Below are 14,498 nucleotides of genomic sequence, written 5' to 3'. Positions count from 1 at the left end.
ACGAGGTGAACGACTCGTTCATCACGTCCGGTCACCCCGCCGGACGGCGCACACTGGAGGCATGGCCGGGCAATGGGTGCCGCGTGACCACGACGAGCTGACCGCCGGGCGGCGGTTGTGGCTCGAACTCGGCTCGTCGGTGTGGCCGCGGCCGGACTGGGACGGCAGTCCCGGTGAGGCCGTGCGGGGGCTGCAGGACCTGCTGGCCGCCTGCGACGAAGTCCTCGACGGCTACCTGGCCGCCGGCGGGTCGGACGAAGCCGGGCTGGCAGCGCTGGTCCGCTCCCTGCATCCGGCCGCCGGGTGGATCCGGGAGCTGTGGCAGGACGACACCACGCCGCTCGATGCCGAGCGGATGGCTTTGCTGCACAACGATCTCGCCGGGTTCGCCGACCACGTCCACGGCGTGCGTTCCTTGCTCGCCGAGGGCGGGGGCTGGGCTTCGCCCTAACGGCCCACCGCGTAGCCCTGCATGCCGCGTGCGTTGGCCGCCGCGTGCAGCAGGGCGCCGTCGCGGGAGACTGCCGACAGGCGGCCCAGTGCCCAGGCGCCCGCGTCGACCACCTCGTGGCCGCGGGCGCGGAGGGCGTCCACTGTGGACGCACCAAGCCGGGACTCCACCACCAGCTCGCGCGGGTTCCACGAGCGTGGGTAGAACGAACTCGGGAACGCCGTCGTGTGCCAGGTGGGCGAATCGATCGCTTCCTGCAGGTTCAACCCGCCGTACACGTGGGCCAGCCAGAAGCACAGCTGCCACTGGTCCTGCTGGTCGCCGCCCGGGGTGCCGAAGGCCAGTGCCGGGACTCCGTCGCGCAGGGCCAGGGACGGGGACAGCGTGATCCTCGGGCGCTTGCGCGGGGCCAGGGAGTTCGGCAGGCCCTGTTCCAGCCAGAACATCTGGCCGCGGGAGTCCAGGCAGAAGCCCAGCGAAGGGATGGCCGGGCTGGACTGCAGCCAGCCACCCGACGGCGTCAGCGACACCAGGTTGCCCGCCGCGTCGACGACGTCCAGGTGGACCGTGTCGCCGCGGGTCTGGCCCTGGGGGCCGACCGTCGGCTCGCCCGTCGCGCCGCCTTCGGCTTCGATGCCCTGCAGTGAGTTCAGGATCTTCGGCAGCCGGGCCGGGCCCCTGGCGTCCCCGGGCCGCAGGTCGGGTGACGCCGTGTCGGTGATCAACGCGCGCCGCGCGTCGGTGTACGACGGCGAAAGCAGTACGTCCAGGGGGACGTCGGTGTCGCCGTACCACGCCTCGCGGTCCGCGAACGCCAGCTTCGCCGCCTCGACCGCCAGGTGCACCGTGCGTTCCGACGGCACTCCGTCCACATAGGACAGCTCGTCGCGGAAGCCGTGCAGCAGCAACGCCTGCTGCAGCAACGCCGGACCCTGCGTCCAGCCGCCGAGCTTGACCAGGCGCCAGTCACCGACGTCGGCGAACGCCGGTGCTTCGTACGACGCCGACCACGACGCCAGGTCGTCGCCGGTCAGCAGGCCCGCGTGGTCGCGGCCCGAGTCGTCGCGGAACGCCCGGCGGCTGAACGCCTCGATCTCCTCGGCGACGAACCCCTGCGACCAGGCCCGGCGGCCCGCGTCGATCTGCGCTTCGCGGCCAGGGACGGACTCCGCCTCGCGCAGCAGCCGCTCCCAGGTATCGGCCAGCGCGGGGTTCCGGTGCAGGCCCGAGGCCGGCTTGCCGTCCGGCATCCAGAGTGCCGCCGACGTCGGCCAGTGCTCGGTGAACAGGCGCGAGACCGCGCTGATCGTGTCGGTGACGCGCGACACCAGCGGGACGCCGTTGCGGGCGTACCCGATCGCGTACTTCAGCACCTCGCGAAGCGGCTTCGTGCCGTAGTCGCGCAGGAGCAGCAACCAGGCGTCCCAGGCGCCCGGGACGGTCGCCGGGAGCAGGCCGCTGCCCGGGATCAGGTCCAGCCCGAGCGACGCGAAGTGCCCGGGCGTGGCCCCCGCGGGCGACGGGCCCTGTCCGGCCAGCGCCCGCGGGGTCGGGTCGTCCGCCGTCACGAAGAGGCCGGGCACCTGGCCCGCCGGGCCGCACAGGTGCGGCTCGGCGACCTGCAGGACGAATCCGGCCGCGACCGCCGCGTCGAACGCGTTGCCGCCGTCCTCCAGCACCGCCATCCCGGTGGCCGAAGCCAGCCAGTGCGTCGATGCCACCATCCCGAAGGTGCCTGCCAGCTCCGGCCGTGTCGTGAACATGCCCCGATAGTACGCAACGCTAAGGAAGTCACCAGCGGGCCGGACGCCGCCGTTCCGGCTCGTACGGCTGCGTGATGATCTCCATCCCGTTCCCTCCGGGATCGAGGAAATACACGCCACGGCCGCCGTGGTTGTGGTTGATTTCGCCGACCTGCTTGCCCATCGGATCGGCGTGGTAGGTCACGCCGGTTTCCACCAGCCGCGCGAAGACGGCGTCGAAGTCGTCCTCCGGGATCAGGAAGCAGTAGTGCTGCAGGCGAAGGTCCTTTTCAGGGACGGTCGCGAAGTCCAGGCGGACGCCATTGCGGGTCTCGACCGGGATGAACGGGCCCCATTCCTCCCCGGCTTCGAGGCCGAGCAGGTTCGCCAGGAATTCGGCGGATTCCCGGTTGTTCCGGGACGGGACGATCAGATGGTTCAGTTCAACGGAAACGGAAACCGACACGAGTGAAATGCCTCCGGGGCACTCCCGCCACCTCCATGTCTCACCCAGCCGGTGACCGACACGCGATGCCGTGCCGCCAGCCTAGCCAAGATCCACCGCTCAGGAAACCGTGATCCGCGCCGCCGCCCGCGGCCGCCCGACGCCCTGCCACGACAGCCCGGCGGCCACGATCACCCGCGGGTCGAGCAGGTTGCGCGTGTCGACGACGTCGATGCCGTCCATCAGCTCGGCCATCGCCGCCCAGTCCAGGTGCTTGAACTCGGCCCACTCGGTCAGCACGACCACGGCGTCGGCGTCCTTGGCGACCTGGTAGGCGTCGTCGACGACGGTCATCCCGGGGATCGCGCCGTCGACGGCCGGGTCGTAGGCGGTCAGGTCGGCGCCCAGCGCGCACAGCACCGAGCAGACGGCGAGCGCGGGCGAGTCGCGCAGGTCGTTGGTGCCCGCCTTGAACGCCAGGCCCAGCACGCCGATCCGGGCGCCGGCCAGTGTGCCGCCGACCGCGCCGGCGATCTTCGCGACGATCCGGTCGCGCTGGGCGATGTTCTCGTCGATGGCCGAGGTCAGCATCCGGAAGTCGTAGTTCACCGACTCGGCGACCTTGACCAGCGCGCTGGTGTCCTTCGGCAGGCAGGAACCACCCCAGCCGGGGCCGGGACTGAGGAACGTCCGGCCGATCCGGCGGTCGTGGCCCATGCCCTCGGCGACGAGGTCGATGTCGGCACCGAGCCGTTCGCACAGCTCGGCGATCGAGTTGACGTAGGACAGCTTCAGCGCGAGATAGCAGTTCGCGGCGTACTTGACCAGTTCCGCGCTCGCCGCGTCGGCGACGACGACCGGCGCGTCCAGCTCGGCGTACAGCTCGCCGACCCAGCGCGCGGCGGCGAGGTCGTCGGAGCCGACGACGATCCGGTCCGGGCCGAGGAAGTCCGCGACCGCGGTGCCTTCGCGGAGGAACTCGGGATTCGACACCACCGGCACGTCGGTCCGGCCGACCAGCTCCCGGATCCGCTGCGAAGTGCCGACCGGCACGGTCGACTTGGTGACCAGCACGCAGCCGGCGGGCAGGACGTCGCCGATCTCGGCGGTCACCGCCTCGACCGCACGCAGGTCCGCGGAGCCGCCCGCCCCCATCGGCGTCGGCACGCAGAGGAACACCGCCTGCGCGTGGCGGACGGCGTCGCGCGCGCCGACGACGAACTGCAGACGCCCGGCCGCGAGCCCGCGGTGCACGAGGTCGGCAAGGCCGGGTTCGAGGATGTCGACGCGGCCCGCGGCCAGGCGGGAGACCTTGGCGCGGTCGACGTCCACGCAGGTGACGTAATGACCCAGACTGGCCAGGCAGGCCCCCGTGGTCAAGCCGACGTATCCGGTTCCTACCACCACGATCCGAGCTGGTGTCATGCCGCTGAAGGTGACAGCCGGAGTTGACCACCGCGCTAACGGAACCAGTCGCCCCTGGAAGCGGTGAGCGAAGACACGAACCACCGATGCGAACGAGCGTTAACCTGGGTCGGGCGAATCGGAGCAGCGAAGGGAATCGCACAGATGCAGATCAACGGCACCGCGGCGCTCGTCACCGGCGGCGCGTCCGGCCTCGGCGGGGCGACGGCGAAGGCCCTCGCGGCCCAGGGCGCGCGGGTGTTCGCGCTGGACCTGGCGTCGTCCATCGAGAAGGCCGAGCAGGTCGACGGCGTCACCTACGTCGAGGCCGACGTCACCGACGTCGAGCAGGTCGAGGCGGCCGTCGCGCAGGCCGCCGGGTCCGGCGTGCCGCTGCGGACCGTGGTGAACTGCGCCGGCATCGGGCCGTCCGCGCGCATCCTGTCCAAGAAGGGCCGCCACGACCTCGCGCTGTACGCGAAGGTCGTCCAGATCAACCTGGTCGGCACCTTCAATGTGCTCACCATCGCCGCCGAGGCGATCGCGAAGACCGAGCCGCTCGACCACGACGCCCGCGGCGTCATCATCAACACCGCGTCCATCGCGGCCTTCGACGGCCAGATCGGGCAGGTCGCCTACTCGTCATCCAAGGGCGGTGTCGTCGGCATGACCCTGCCCGCGGCGCGCGACCTGGCCTCGCACGGCATCCGCGTGCTGACCATCGCGCCCGGCATCGTCGACACGCCGATGCTCGCCACGGTCAGCGACGAGTTCCGCGCGTCGCTCGCCGCCGGCGTCCCGTTCCCGAAGCGCCTCGCGCGCCCGGACGAGTACGCCCAGCTGGCGCTGTCGCTCATCGAGCACGACTACCTGAACGGCGAGGTCGTCCGCATGGACGGCGCGCTGCGGATGGCCCCGCGCTGACCCCGAGGGCGGCACTTTCCCGGGAAAGTGCCGCCCTGGCCGGTCAGCGGGTGAGCCGGACTTCGAGGCCGATGCCGTCGGTGGTGACCGAGCAGCCGCCGAACGCGCTTTCCGCGGCCAGCGCCTCGAACTGCGCCGGGGTGAACGCCCGGCGCCGCAGCCACCCCAGCGTCTGCCGGACGGTGAAGCTGCTCACCGCGCCGAGGTTCATCGCGGCGACGTCCCGCTCGATGTCCGCGCCGGTGGCCTCGTGGTTGAGGTCGTGGATCACCGCGCACCCGCCCGGCCGCAGGACGCGGTGCATCTCGTTCAGCGCCACCACGGGCTGCCGGAAGTTCTTGAACGCGGCCTGGCAGACCACGAAGTCGAACGACTCGTCCGCGAAGGGCGTGTGCGTGACGTCCCCCTGCCGGAAGTCGGCGTCCACTCCCGCCTTGCGGGCCTCTTCGCGGGCGATCTCCACCATCGTGTGGCTGATGTCGAGCCCGGTGACGCGGAAGCCGCGCTTGGCCAGCTCCACGGCGAAGAAGCCGGGACCGGGCGCCACCTCCAGGATCTCGGCGCCGACGGCCAGCCCGGCGGTCACCTCGGCCGCCTGCCGCCGGTACTGCGCGAGCTGAGCCTCGGTGCCGCGGTTCTTCGCGTACCAGCGGGCCTGGAAACCCTCCATCTCGGGCACTTTGTGCTTGCGGGTCGTTTCCATGGATCTCTCCTCTTCGGTCGGTCCGAACCGAAGAGCGCACCCGGTTATTCTTGCGGTGCCACCTCGTGACCGGGCGTGCTCGGTTCGGGGTCGAGGACCCCGGGCGGTGTGCCAGCACCTCCCGGGGTCCGTGCTATTTCTCCTCCACGAACTCCCCCAGGTCAGCGGGCAGTTCGCCGGTCTCGTGGTAGTGCCGCCAGGCCTCGATGCCGGGCATGGCGCCGCTGGTCAGCTCCCCGAGGAAGGAGCGCACCCAGCGTTCCTCGGCCTCGGCCATCGCAATCGCGTACTCGACCTCCACCAGGAACATCCGCGGCATCAGCGACCGCAACTGGCCGAGCGTGGCCCGCTGCTTCCCGAGGTGGTCGACGAGGGCGTCGAGCCGCTGCCGCAGCAGGCTGATCGCCTGGTCCGGGCCGAGGACGCCGATCAGCGACAGCCCGGACTGGAACCGCGGCGGCTCGGCTTCGACCGTGCCGACCAGCTCGCGGACCCAGTCCTCGACCTCCTCGCGGCCCGCCGGGGTGATCCGGTAGACCGTCCGCTCGGGCCGCCCGCCGTCCTTGACGCTCTCGACGGCCTCGATGAAGCCGTGTTTCTGCAGGTTGCCGACGACGGTGTAGAGCGAGCCCCACTTGATCGGCATGTCGGCGTCCTTGCCGCGGTGCTTGAGCACGGCCGCCATCTCGTACGGGTGCATGGGCCGTTCCAGCACCGCCGACAGCACGGCCAGGCCGAGCATGTTGCCGACCTTCCGCCGCTTCATCCCGACTCCTCGTCTACGAGTACCCGCAGACGAGTATTACGCAGGACGCGTCAGGAGGCAAGTGTCTTAGTCGACGAAACTTCTCAGAGGTCGAACATGAACGGGACCTCGTCCTGGGCCCGCGCGCTGATCCACTCGCGCAGCGCCCGCGTGGCGAGGACGTCGTCCTCGTTGTAGCGCAGGAGCCGCTCGCGCTGGTCGTCGTCCGGCTTCTCGCCGTCCATGCCCACGGCGTCGCGGTACCAGCGCATCGACGCCTCGCCGCCCGCCTCGGGATCGCGCCACGAGAACCCGGCGACCGGGGCGATCACCTTCAGGCCCTTGCCGTGGGAGCACAGGAACTGGTCGGTGACGCTGCGGAAGAGGTCGACCCACTCGTCGGAGTCCACAAAGGACTGGATCTCCTTCTTCGTCGGCACACCCGGGTAGTCGCCGAAGCGTTCCACCGAGCCGAAGAGCCAGCGGTTCTCGGCGAGCGCGTTGTAGCAGTAGGCGCGGAAGGTCAGCCCGGCCGCTTCGGTGCGCTCGCGGACGTCGGTGAGCCACGCCCAGAACTCGGCGAACGACCGGGCCTCGTCGTCGGTCGGCAGCGGGTCCCAGGTCGCGAAGGCGCGGTAGCCCCGCGGGATCCCGATGTCGGCGCCGCTCAGCAGGCAGCCCCAGAGGTACGCGCCGGCGTCGCCGAAGCTCTCCATGTCGACGTCGACCTCGACGTCGGCGCGCGGCACCTCGACGCGGTCGACGCGGCGCACCAGGGTCAGGTCGGCCAGCCACGCGCGGGCGAGCACGACGGCGTCCGGGAAGGTGACACCCGTCCAGTTCACCGGCGGCGGCTCGCCCGCCGGGTCGAGCGCCGCCAGCTTGTCCACAGTGGACACGCCGGCCCGGCGCAGCTCCACCGCGTCCTCGCCGCGGACGACGAGGCTGACGTCCCGCGTCTCGGTGAGCACGACCTCGCACGTCGGCCACCACGGGCAGCGGCGGCACTCCAGCACCCGCGACGGCTCGGCCAGCGCCGGCTCGCCGTTCGCGGCCGCCGTGGCGATGGCGAGCCGGTCGGCGAACCGGACCTGGTACTCGGTGAGCGCGGTGCGCCCGCCCGGCCAGGTGCCCGCGGCGAGGTCGTGCCAGACGACGACGTCGGCGTCGAGGCCGATCACGCCGCCGAGGGTGAGGCTTTCGTCGGCCTGCCCGAGCGTCTGCAGCATGCGCCGGATGTGCACGAGCCGCAGCTGGTCGCGCGGCTGCGAGCGCACCTTGCGGCCCTCGTCGGGCTGGCGGTGCGCCGGGTCGAGGTCGGTCAGCTCGGTGACGATGGCGCCGGCCCCGCGGTCGGTGATGCGGTGCCGCACGACGAGCACCGGCACGTACCCGCGGCCGGTGCGGACGAGCAGGTCGATGCCGCCGCGCCGGTGCCCGGCGGTGTCGACCGGCAGCAGCGCACCCCAGATGTAGTCCGCGCCGTCGGCGAACGCCTGCTGGGTCTGCTCGACGCGCTCGTGCGCGGGCAGGTCGCGGCCGACCTTGACCCAGTGGCCGCCGTTGGCCGCCATCAGCCGTCCGGCGATGTCCTCGCGGTGCGCGGTGGCGTCGGCGATCCGCTGCTGCGCGGTGGGGTCCGGCGGCGAGAGCGGGACCTCGCGCATGGCCGGATCGTGTTCGAGGTGCACGCGACGGCGGCAGCGGCTGACCGCTCCCGCGTCGAGGACCACCTCGGTGTTCATGGAGATCACTCTAGATTCCCACCGCCGAGCCGACATGCCCGCCACCCAGGCGACCAGTAAGTTCGACCCCGACACGTCGCAGGAGGTGCCATGGCGCGCAAGGCCAAGGTCGAGGGTGAAGCCAGGTTCACCCCTAAGAGGGCGAAGAACGCGGTCGCGGTGGCGAAGGTGCTCGGCCCGGCCGTGATCCCGGTGGTGGCACCGCTCGCGGTGCGCGCGGCGGGCGCGGCCCGGGAGGCATACGACCGCTACCAGGCACGCAGGCTGGGCGTGTCGGTCGACAAGCTGCACGAGTACACCGGCCGCGGCGCAGCCCTGCACGCCCGCATCGCCGGGCTGGCCGACGGCTGCCGCGACCTGCAGAAGTCGGAGAAGGCGTCGAAGGCGGACACGGAGTTCGCGCGGGACGCACTGGGGACGCTGGAGCAGCTGGCGGCGACGGTCCGGGCGGCCGAGCGGATGCCGGCGGCGCGCCGGAAGTCGGCGCACCGGGCGGTGGCGGGCGAGCTGGAACGGCTGGAGGGCCAGCTGCTGCACCGGCTGGGCATCTGAACCCGGCCGGTCCCGCGAGGCTGGTGCCGCTGCGGTGCCGCGAATGACTCATTCGGGACGTGTGAGGTCCCCAATGACTCATTCGCGACGCTCGCAATGGGCCGAAGACGTGCGGCCGCGGTTTTCGTGGGTCCTGCGGGGAAGCCCGGCGGTCACGGGATGTTGTGAATGACTCATTCATGTCGTCTGACGACATGAATGAGTCATTCACGTCGCCGGGAGACCAAGGACGCGGCGGAGTTCCGGCTTGTGCCCATCGGGCAGTGCGTTTCCGGGTTGGCTGCGGGCTGCCGAGGCGTCGCGACGAGGCTCGATGTCCCAGGGCGGCATTGGTGGCGTTGAACGCACCGAAGGCCACATTGGGCGCGGCCTCTGCCAGCCGCCACACTCTCGCGCGGGCAGCCCCCGCCCTGTCCCGGGGGGCGTCCCCTGGTCCAGTCTATCGGCGGGCAGGGGCAAAAAGGGGTGCCGCGGAAATCTGTGGACAACTTCGAGCCTGTGGATGGCCGAGTTGACAACCGGCCGGGCAGCGGCCTTGCTGCCCGGCCGTTCCGGCTACTTGATGAAGCCCTTCTCGAGCATCCAGTCGTAGGCCACCTTGCCTGCGTCCTTGCCGTCGACGTCGACCTGTTTGCACAGCTCGATCATCTGGTCGTTGTCGATGGCCGCGGCGACCGTCTCCAGGGGGGCGCGTAGCTCCGGGTGGGCCTTGATGAACTCCGTGCGCAGCGTGGGGACCGCGTTGTACTGGGGGAACGCTTTCTTGTCGTCCTCCAGGACTCGCAGGTTCAGTCCCGAAATGCGGCCGTCGGTCGTGAAGACCTCGCCGATCGGGCAGGTTCCGCTCGCGACCGCCGAATAGATCGTGCCGATGCCGAAGTTCTTCACCGTCGGGTTCTGGAAGCCGTACGCCTTGACCGCTGCCGGGAAGCCGTCCTGGCGGCTGGTGAACTCCGTCTCCAGGCAGAACACCGCCTGGTCCGGCTTCTGCTTCAGGAACGCCGCCAGGTCGGACGTCGTCTTCAGGTTGTTCGCGGCGCCGTACGCCTCGGTCACCGCGAACGCGTACTGGTCGTTCAGCGGCGAGTAGTTCAGCCACGTGACGCCGAACTTCTCCTCGTCCGCCTTGGCCGTCGCCTCGTACTGGGCCTTTTCGCCGCCCGGGACCGGGAGTTCGTTGCCCTGGTAGTTGATCCAGCCCGTGCCCGTGTACTCCCACGTCACGTCCGTCTGGCCGGACAGCAGTGCCTGCCGCGACGAGTTCGAGCCCTTGATGTCGGACAGGTCGACGACGTCCGCGCCCGCCGCCGTCAGGGCCATCTCGGCCATGTACGCCAGGATGATGTTCTCGGTGAAGTCCTTGGACCCCACCGTCACCTTCACCCCCTGCAGGGACGGGATCGGCTGGATCGAGCCCGGGCGGATGTCGTAGGGCACCGCCTGGTTGACCGTCAGGCCGCACGAGGACAGCGTTGCCGCCAGCAGCGCCACGCCGAGCAGTCGCCGGAGTTTCATCGCAGTCCCTTCGGTCCGAAGTACTGTTCGGCGACCGCGCCCGCCCAGTCCACCAGCAGTGCCAGCGCGACCGCCAGCACCGAGCCGGTGACCAGGACCGACGTCAGGTTCAGCTTGTAGCCGGTGTCGATGAGCAGCCCGAACCCGCCCGCGTTGACGAACATGCCGAACGTCGCCGTGCCCACCGCCAGCACCAGCGACGTGCGCAGGCCGGCCAGGATCAGCGGGACCGCCAGCGGCAGCTCGACGCGCCACAGCACCGCGCCCGCCGACATGCCGATGCCGCGGCCCGCGTCGATCAGGGCCGGGTCGACCTGCTGGATGCCGACCATCGTGTTCCGCAGCACCGGCAGCAGCGAGTAGAACGCCAGCGGCAGCGCCGCCACCCAGAGGCCGCCGGTCGCGCCGGTGACGATGAACCACAGCACCAGCACGCCGAGCGCGGGCGCGGCCTGGCCGATGTTGGCCACCGCCAGGAAGACCGGCGCGAGGAAACGGGCCCACGGGCGGGTCACCAGCACGCCGAGCGGCACCGCGACCAGCACCACGATCGCGGTCACCACCAGCGTGATCAGCAGGTGGTCCCACAACGCCGTGAGCAGCGTCGACGCGTTGAGCGTCTCCCGCTCGGTCGCGTTGAGGCCGCTGTTGAACACCCAGATCAGCGTCACCGCGACGATCAGCAGCACCGCCGCGGGCTGGGCCAGCAGCCGGACGCGTTCCGCGCGCTTGGAGCCGGATTCGGTGCTGAACCCGGTGTCGACGGCAGCCGTCATGCGGGCACCTCTTCGCCGTTGGTGTGCTCGTCGCGCAGCTGCTGGATGGTCGCGATCACGGTGTCCAGCTGGATGGTGCCCGCGTACTCGCCACGCGGGCCGGTGACCGGCACCGAACCACCCTCGGCGAGCATCGCCTCGAGCGCGTCCTGCAGCGTCGACTGCAGGCTGACGATGTCGCGCAGCGGCTTGCCGAGGTTGGCCAGCGAAGTCGCCGAAGTCAGCTCGCGGACGTGCACCCAGCGCGTCGGACGGCGGCGGGCGTCGAGCACGAGCGCGAAGTGCTTGCGTGACGCCTGCAGCTTCTCCCGTACCGACGCCGGTGTCTCGTCGACGGTCACGGTCAGCGCGTCCTGCTGCAGCTCGACGTCCCGGACACGCAGCAGGGTCAGCTGCTTCAGCGACGCGCCCGCGCCGACGAAGCCCGCGACCGTGTCGTCCGCCGGGTTCGCCAGGATCGCTTCGGGGGTGTCGTACTGCAGGATCTTCGACTGGTTGCCGAGCACGGCGATCTTGTCGCCGAGCTTCACCGCCTCGTCGAAGTCGTGCGTGACGAACACGATCGTCTTCTTCAGGTCCGTCTGCAGGCGCAGCAGCTCGTCCTGGAGGTTGCCGCGGGTGATCGGGTCGACCGCGCCGAACGGCTCGTCCATCAGCAGCACCGGCGGGTCGGCGGCCAGTGCCCGCGCGACGCCTACGCGCTGCTGCTGCCCGCCGGAGAGCTGACGCGGGTAGCGGTCGCGGAAGTCGGCCGGGTCGAGCCCGACCAGCTCCATCATCTCCTCGACCCGGTCGGCGACCTTCTTCTTGTCCCAGCCGAGCAGGCCGGGCACCACCGCGATGTTCTGCGCGACGGTGAAGTGCGGGAACAGCCCGGCCTGCTGGATGGCGTAGCCGATCCGGCGGCGCAGGGTGTCGACCTCGAGCTTCAGCGCGTCCTCGCCGCCGATGGTGATCCGGCCGGACGTCGGCTGGACCAGCCGGTTGATCATCCGCATCGTCGTGGTCTTGCCGCAGCCGGACGGGCCGACGAAGACGACGATCTTGCCGGCGGGCACGACCATCGAGAAGTCGTCGACGGCGGGCACGCGGGTGCCGGGGTACCGCTTGGTCACGTGCTCCAGCTCGATCTCGACGCCGGAGACTTCCTCGTTCTCAGCCACGGACACCCCTAGATACGGTGAAGCGCTTGATCAGGACGTAGACGCCGTCGAGGAGCAGGGCGAGGATGACCACGCCGGCCGTGCCCGTGACGGCTTGGTTGAGGGAGTTCGTGCTCCCCGCGTTCGTGAGCCCGGAGAAGACCTCGGCGCCGAAGCCGGGGCCCTTCGCGTAGGCGGAGATCACCGCGATGCCCATCAGCATCTGCGTCGCGACCCGCATCCCGGCGAGGATCGCCGGCCAGGCCAGCCGCAGCTCGACGCGGGTGAGCACGCCGAAGCGGCTCATCCCGATGCCGCGGGCCGCGTCGGTCACCGCCGGGTCGACGCCGTCGAGCCCGACGATCGTGTTGCGGACGATCGGCAGCAGGCCGTAGAGCACCAGCGCGATGACGGCCGTCGTCGGGCCGAGCCCCGAGATCGGGATCAGCAGGCCCAGCAGGGCGAACGACGGGACCGTGAGGATCGTGCTGGCCAGCGCGGTCGCCACGGCCGAGCCGACCGGGCTGCGGTAGACCGCGATCCCGATCAGCACCCCGAGGATCGCCGCGAGGACCGTGCACTGCACCACCATGCTGGTGTGCAGGTAGGCCTCCAGCCACAGCTTGCTCGCCCGGTCCGAGATGTACTCGAAGAGGTTCATCCGTGTCCGTCTCCCGCCCTTCGTGCCGACCTTCACCCGAACGGGCTAGTCCCTGACCGACGGCTCAGTACCCACGACCCCGCCGTCCCAAACCCCCGTCTCCGGCCCACCGTGGCCCAGGCCACAGCGTTCGGCAACCACAGCGCGGTGAACCCCGGCCCGACCTGGGACGTGAACTCGGCGTGTGCTCACTTCACGAGATCACACGCTCACAGCCACGCAGGTCCCTTAGGCTGCTGCTCATGAGCGTTCCGGGACGGCGACCCGCCGTCCTCGGCGCTGCCCGTGGAGTGTCGCTCGCCGTGAGCGCGGCGACGCTGTCCGTCACCGCGCACCGGCTCGCCGACGGCGGCCTGCCCGACCCGGCGATGACCCTGCTGCTCACCGGCCTGTTCGGCTGGACGGCGACCGCGCTCGCCCGCCGGGCCCGCGGGGCACTCGCCACGATCGCCCTGCTCGGCCTCGCCCAGCTGGTGATGCACCTGCTGCTCACCACCCTCGCCGGCCACCACGACATGTATGCGGTGCCGGACCGCACCGGCCTCGGCATGATCACCGCGCACACGGTCGCGACCGTGCTGACCGCGCTGCTGCTCGCCCGCGCGGACGCGATGCTGCTCGCGGTGCTGGCCGTGCTGCGCGCGATCCTGCCGCGGCTGCTCACCCCGCTGCCGGTGCCGGTGGCCCCCGCACTCGTCCCGGTCCGCGTCGACGCGCCGGGTCACCTCGTCGGCGTCGACCTGCGCCGGATCCGCGGGCGGCGTGGCCCGCCTGTCTGCTCCTGAACCCAGCTCGTCCCCGCACCGGCGGTCCCCCCGATATCCGCCGGCCCCTTCTTGAGTTCATCAGGAGTGAACCCATGTCCCAGCACGTCTTCAAGCGCGCCGGTTTCCTGGCCGCCACCGTCGGTGTCGCCGGCCTCCTCGGCGCCGGCGTCGCCTCCGCGCACGTCACCGCGAACGTCTACGGCCCGCAGCCCACGAAGGGCGGCTACGCCGCGATCGTGTTCCGCGTGCCCAGCGAGGAGAAGGACCCCGTCACCACCACGAAGGTCACCGTCGACTTCAAGGCCGACTACGGCATCGGCTCGGTGCGGACCAAGCCGGTTCCCGGCTGGACCGCCCAGGTGACGAAGTCGAAGCTGCCCGCCCCGATCACCAAGGACAACGGCACGCAGATCACCGAAGCCGTCACCGCGGTGACCTGGACCGCGCAGCCGGGCAGCGAGCTCCACGCGACCGACTACCAGGAGTTCGCGGTGAGCTTCGGCCCGCTGCCGACCACTGTGGACCAGGTGGAGTTCCCCGCCCACCAGACCTACAGCGACGGCAAGGTCGTCGACTGGAACCAGCCCACCCCGGCGAACGGCGAGGAGCCGGAACACCCGGCGCCGGTCGTGAAGCTGGCCGCGAAGGCCGCGGACGGCGACGCGCACGGCACCATGGCGGGGACGGCGTCGACCACCGGTGAGCACACCGAAGCCGCCGCGACGACGTCCGACGGCACGGCCCGCTGGCTCGGCGGGGCAGGCCTGCTCGTCGGCGCCATCGGGCTCGGCGTCGGGGCAGGCGCGACCATCCGCGCCCGCAAGGCCACGGCGAAGTCGGGAGGCAACAGCCAAATGCGCGGTGTGCTCGTCGCGCTGGCACTCACCGGGGTGGCCGTGCTCGGCACGGCCACCCCGGCGCTGGCG

The 14,498-nt window shown here is 71.1% G+C and carries 14 protein-coding genes and 1 pseudogene; 5 read left to right on the top strand and 10 right to left on the bottom strand.

What is annotated here, in order from left to right; genetic code table 11:
- Positions 1–61 precede the first annotated feature (61 nt).
- Complete coding sequence (locus ABJI51_RS20045; RefSeq protein WP_348952579.1) at positions 62–451, top strand: hypothetical protein; 390 nt, start codon at positions 62–64, stop codon at positions 449–451.
- Here the strand turns inward: ABJI51_RS20045 and ABJI51_RS20040 are convergent.
- From ABJI51_RS20040 to ABJI51_RS20030, 3 genes are all read right to left on the bottom strand, one after another.
- A complete protein-coding gene (locus ABJI51_RS20040) occupies positions 448–2,214 on the bottom strand; it encodes a gamma-glutamyltransferase family protein (RefSeq protein ID WP_348952578.1) in 1,767 nt (588 codons plus the stop codon). The two genes, ABJI51_RS20045 and ABJI51_RS20040, sit on opposite strands and share 4 nt — an antisense overlap.
- Before the next feature lie 28 nt (positions 2,215–2,242).
- On the bottom strand, positions 2,243–2,659 hold the full coding sequence (locus ABJI51_RS20035; protein ID WP_348952577.1) for a VOC family protein: 417 nt from the start codon (positions 2,657–2,659) through the stop codon (positions 2,243–2,245).
- Between the two features lie 99 nt (positions 2,660–2,758).
- Positions 2,759–4,063, bottom strand: coding sequence for a UDP-glucose dehydrogenase family protein (locus ABJI51_RS20030; protein ID WP_348952576.1), 1,305 nt, complete (start codon positions 4,061–4,063; stop codon positions 2,759–2,761).
- A 144-nt stretch (positions 4,064–4,207) separates the two neighbouring features.
- Between ABJI51_RS20030 and ABJI51_RS20025 the strand changes: the two genes are divergently transcribed.
- Positions 4,208–4,966, top strand: a complete 759-nt coding sequence (locus tag ABJI51_RS20025) for an SDR family NAD(P)-dependent oxidoreductase (RefSeq protein ID WP_348952575.1) — start codon at positions 4,208–4,210, stop codon at positions 4,964–4,966.
- A gap of 43 nt (positions 4,967–5,009) precedes the next feature.
- On the opposite strand, the gene ABJI51_RS20020 is transcribed toward ABJI51_RS20025, so the two are convergent.
- From ABJI51_RS20020 to ABJI51_RS20010, 3 genes are all read right to left on the bottom strand, one after another.
- Entirely contained in the window at positions 5,010–5,669 is a 660-nt protein-coding gene (locus ABJI51_RS20020; protein ID WP_348952573.1) for a class I SAM-dependent methyltransferase, read from the bottom strand.
- A 133-nt stretch (positions 5,670–5,802) separates the two neighbouring features.
- Positions 5,803–6,435, bottom strand: a complete 633-nt coding sequence (locus tag ABJI51_RS20015) for a PadR family transcriptional regulator (RefSeq protein ID WP_348952571.1) — start codon at positions 6,433–6,435, stop codon at positions 5,803–5,805.
- 83 nt (positions 6,436–6,518) lie between these two features.
- Positions 6,519–8,159 (bottom strand): TM0106 family RecB-like putative nuclease, encoded by a 1,641-nt coding sequence (locus ABJI51_RS20010; protein WP_348952570.1) that lies wholly within the window; start codon positions 8,157–8,159, stop codon positions 6,519–6,521.
- A 90-nt stretch (positions 8,160–8,249) separates the two neighbouring features.
- Between ABJI51_RS20010 and ABJI51_RS20005 the strand changes: the two genes are divergently transcribed.
- Entirely contained in the window at positions 8,250–8,711 is a 462-nt protein-coding gene (locus ABJI51_RS20005) for a DUF6474 family protein (RefSeq protein WP_348952569.1), read from the top strand.
- Between the two features lie 555 nt (positions 8,712–9,266).
- Here ABJI51_RS20005 and ABJI51_RS20000 read toward each other — a convergent pair.
- The 4 genes from ABJI51_RS20000 to ABJI51_RS19985 are packed head-to-tail and all read right to left on the bottom strand — an operon-like array spanning position 9,267 to position 12,805.
- A complete protein-coding gene (locus tag ABJI51_RS20000) occupies positions 9,267–10,226 on the bottom strand; it encodes a glycine betaine ABC transporter substrate-binding protein (protein WP_348952568.1) in 960 nt (319 codons plus the stop codon).
- A complete protein-coding gene (locus tag ABJI51_RS19995) occupies positions 10,223–11,002 on the bottom strand; it encodes an ABC transporter permease (protein ID WP_348952567.1) in 780 nt (259 codons plus the stop codon). Before ABJI51_RS19995 ends, ABJI51_RS20000 begins: the two co-directional genes overlap by 4 nt.
- The gene (locus ABJI51_RS19990) at positions 10,999–12,165 is read right to left on the bottom strand and encodes an ATP-binding cassette domain-containing protein (RefSeq protein ID WP_348952566.1); all 1,167 of its coding nucleotides are present in this window, start codon (positions 12,163–12,165) and stop codon (positions 10,999–11,001) included. Before ABJI51_RS19990 ends, ABJI51_RS19995 begins: the two co-directional genes overlap by 4 nt.
- Complete coding sequence (locus ABJI51_RS19985; protein WP_348952565.1) at positions 12,158–12,805, bottom strand: ABC transporter permease; 648 nt, start codon at positions 12,803–12,805, stop codon at positions 12,158–12,160. Before ABJI51_RS19985 ends, ABJI51_RS19990 begins: the two co-directional genes overlap by 8 nt.
- A 242-nt stretch (positions 12,806–13,047) precedes the next feature.
- On the opposite strand from ABJI51_RS19985, the gene ABJI51_RS19980 reads away from it, so the two are divergent.
- Positions 13,048–13,590, top strand: coding sequence for a hypothetical protein (locus ABJI51_RS19980; RefSeq protein ID WP_348952564.1), 543 nt, complete (start codon positions 13,048–13,050; stop codon positions 13,588–13,590).
- A 74-nt stretch (positions 13,591–13,664) separates the two neighbouring features.
- A pseudogene (locus ABJI51_RS19975) lies at positions 13,665–14,423 on the top strand (YcnI family copper-binding membrane protein); the annotation flags it as partial.
- Positions 14,424–14,498: the final 75 nt, after the last annotated feature.

The organism is Amycolatopsis melonis (genome assembly GCF_040064235.1).
Lineage (GTDB): Bacteria > Actinomycetota > Actinomycetes > Mycobacteriales > Pseudonocardiaceae > Amycolatopsis > Amycolatopsis melonis.
Note: the sequence above shows the minus strand (reverse complement) of the source record. Positions and strands in the feature narration are given on the sequence as shown.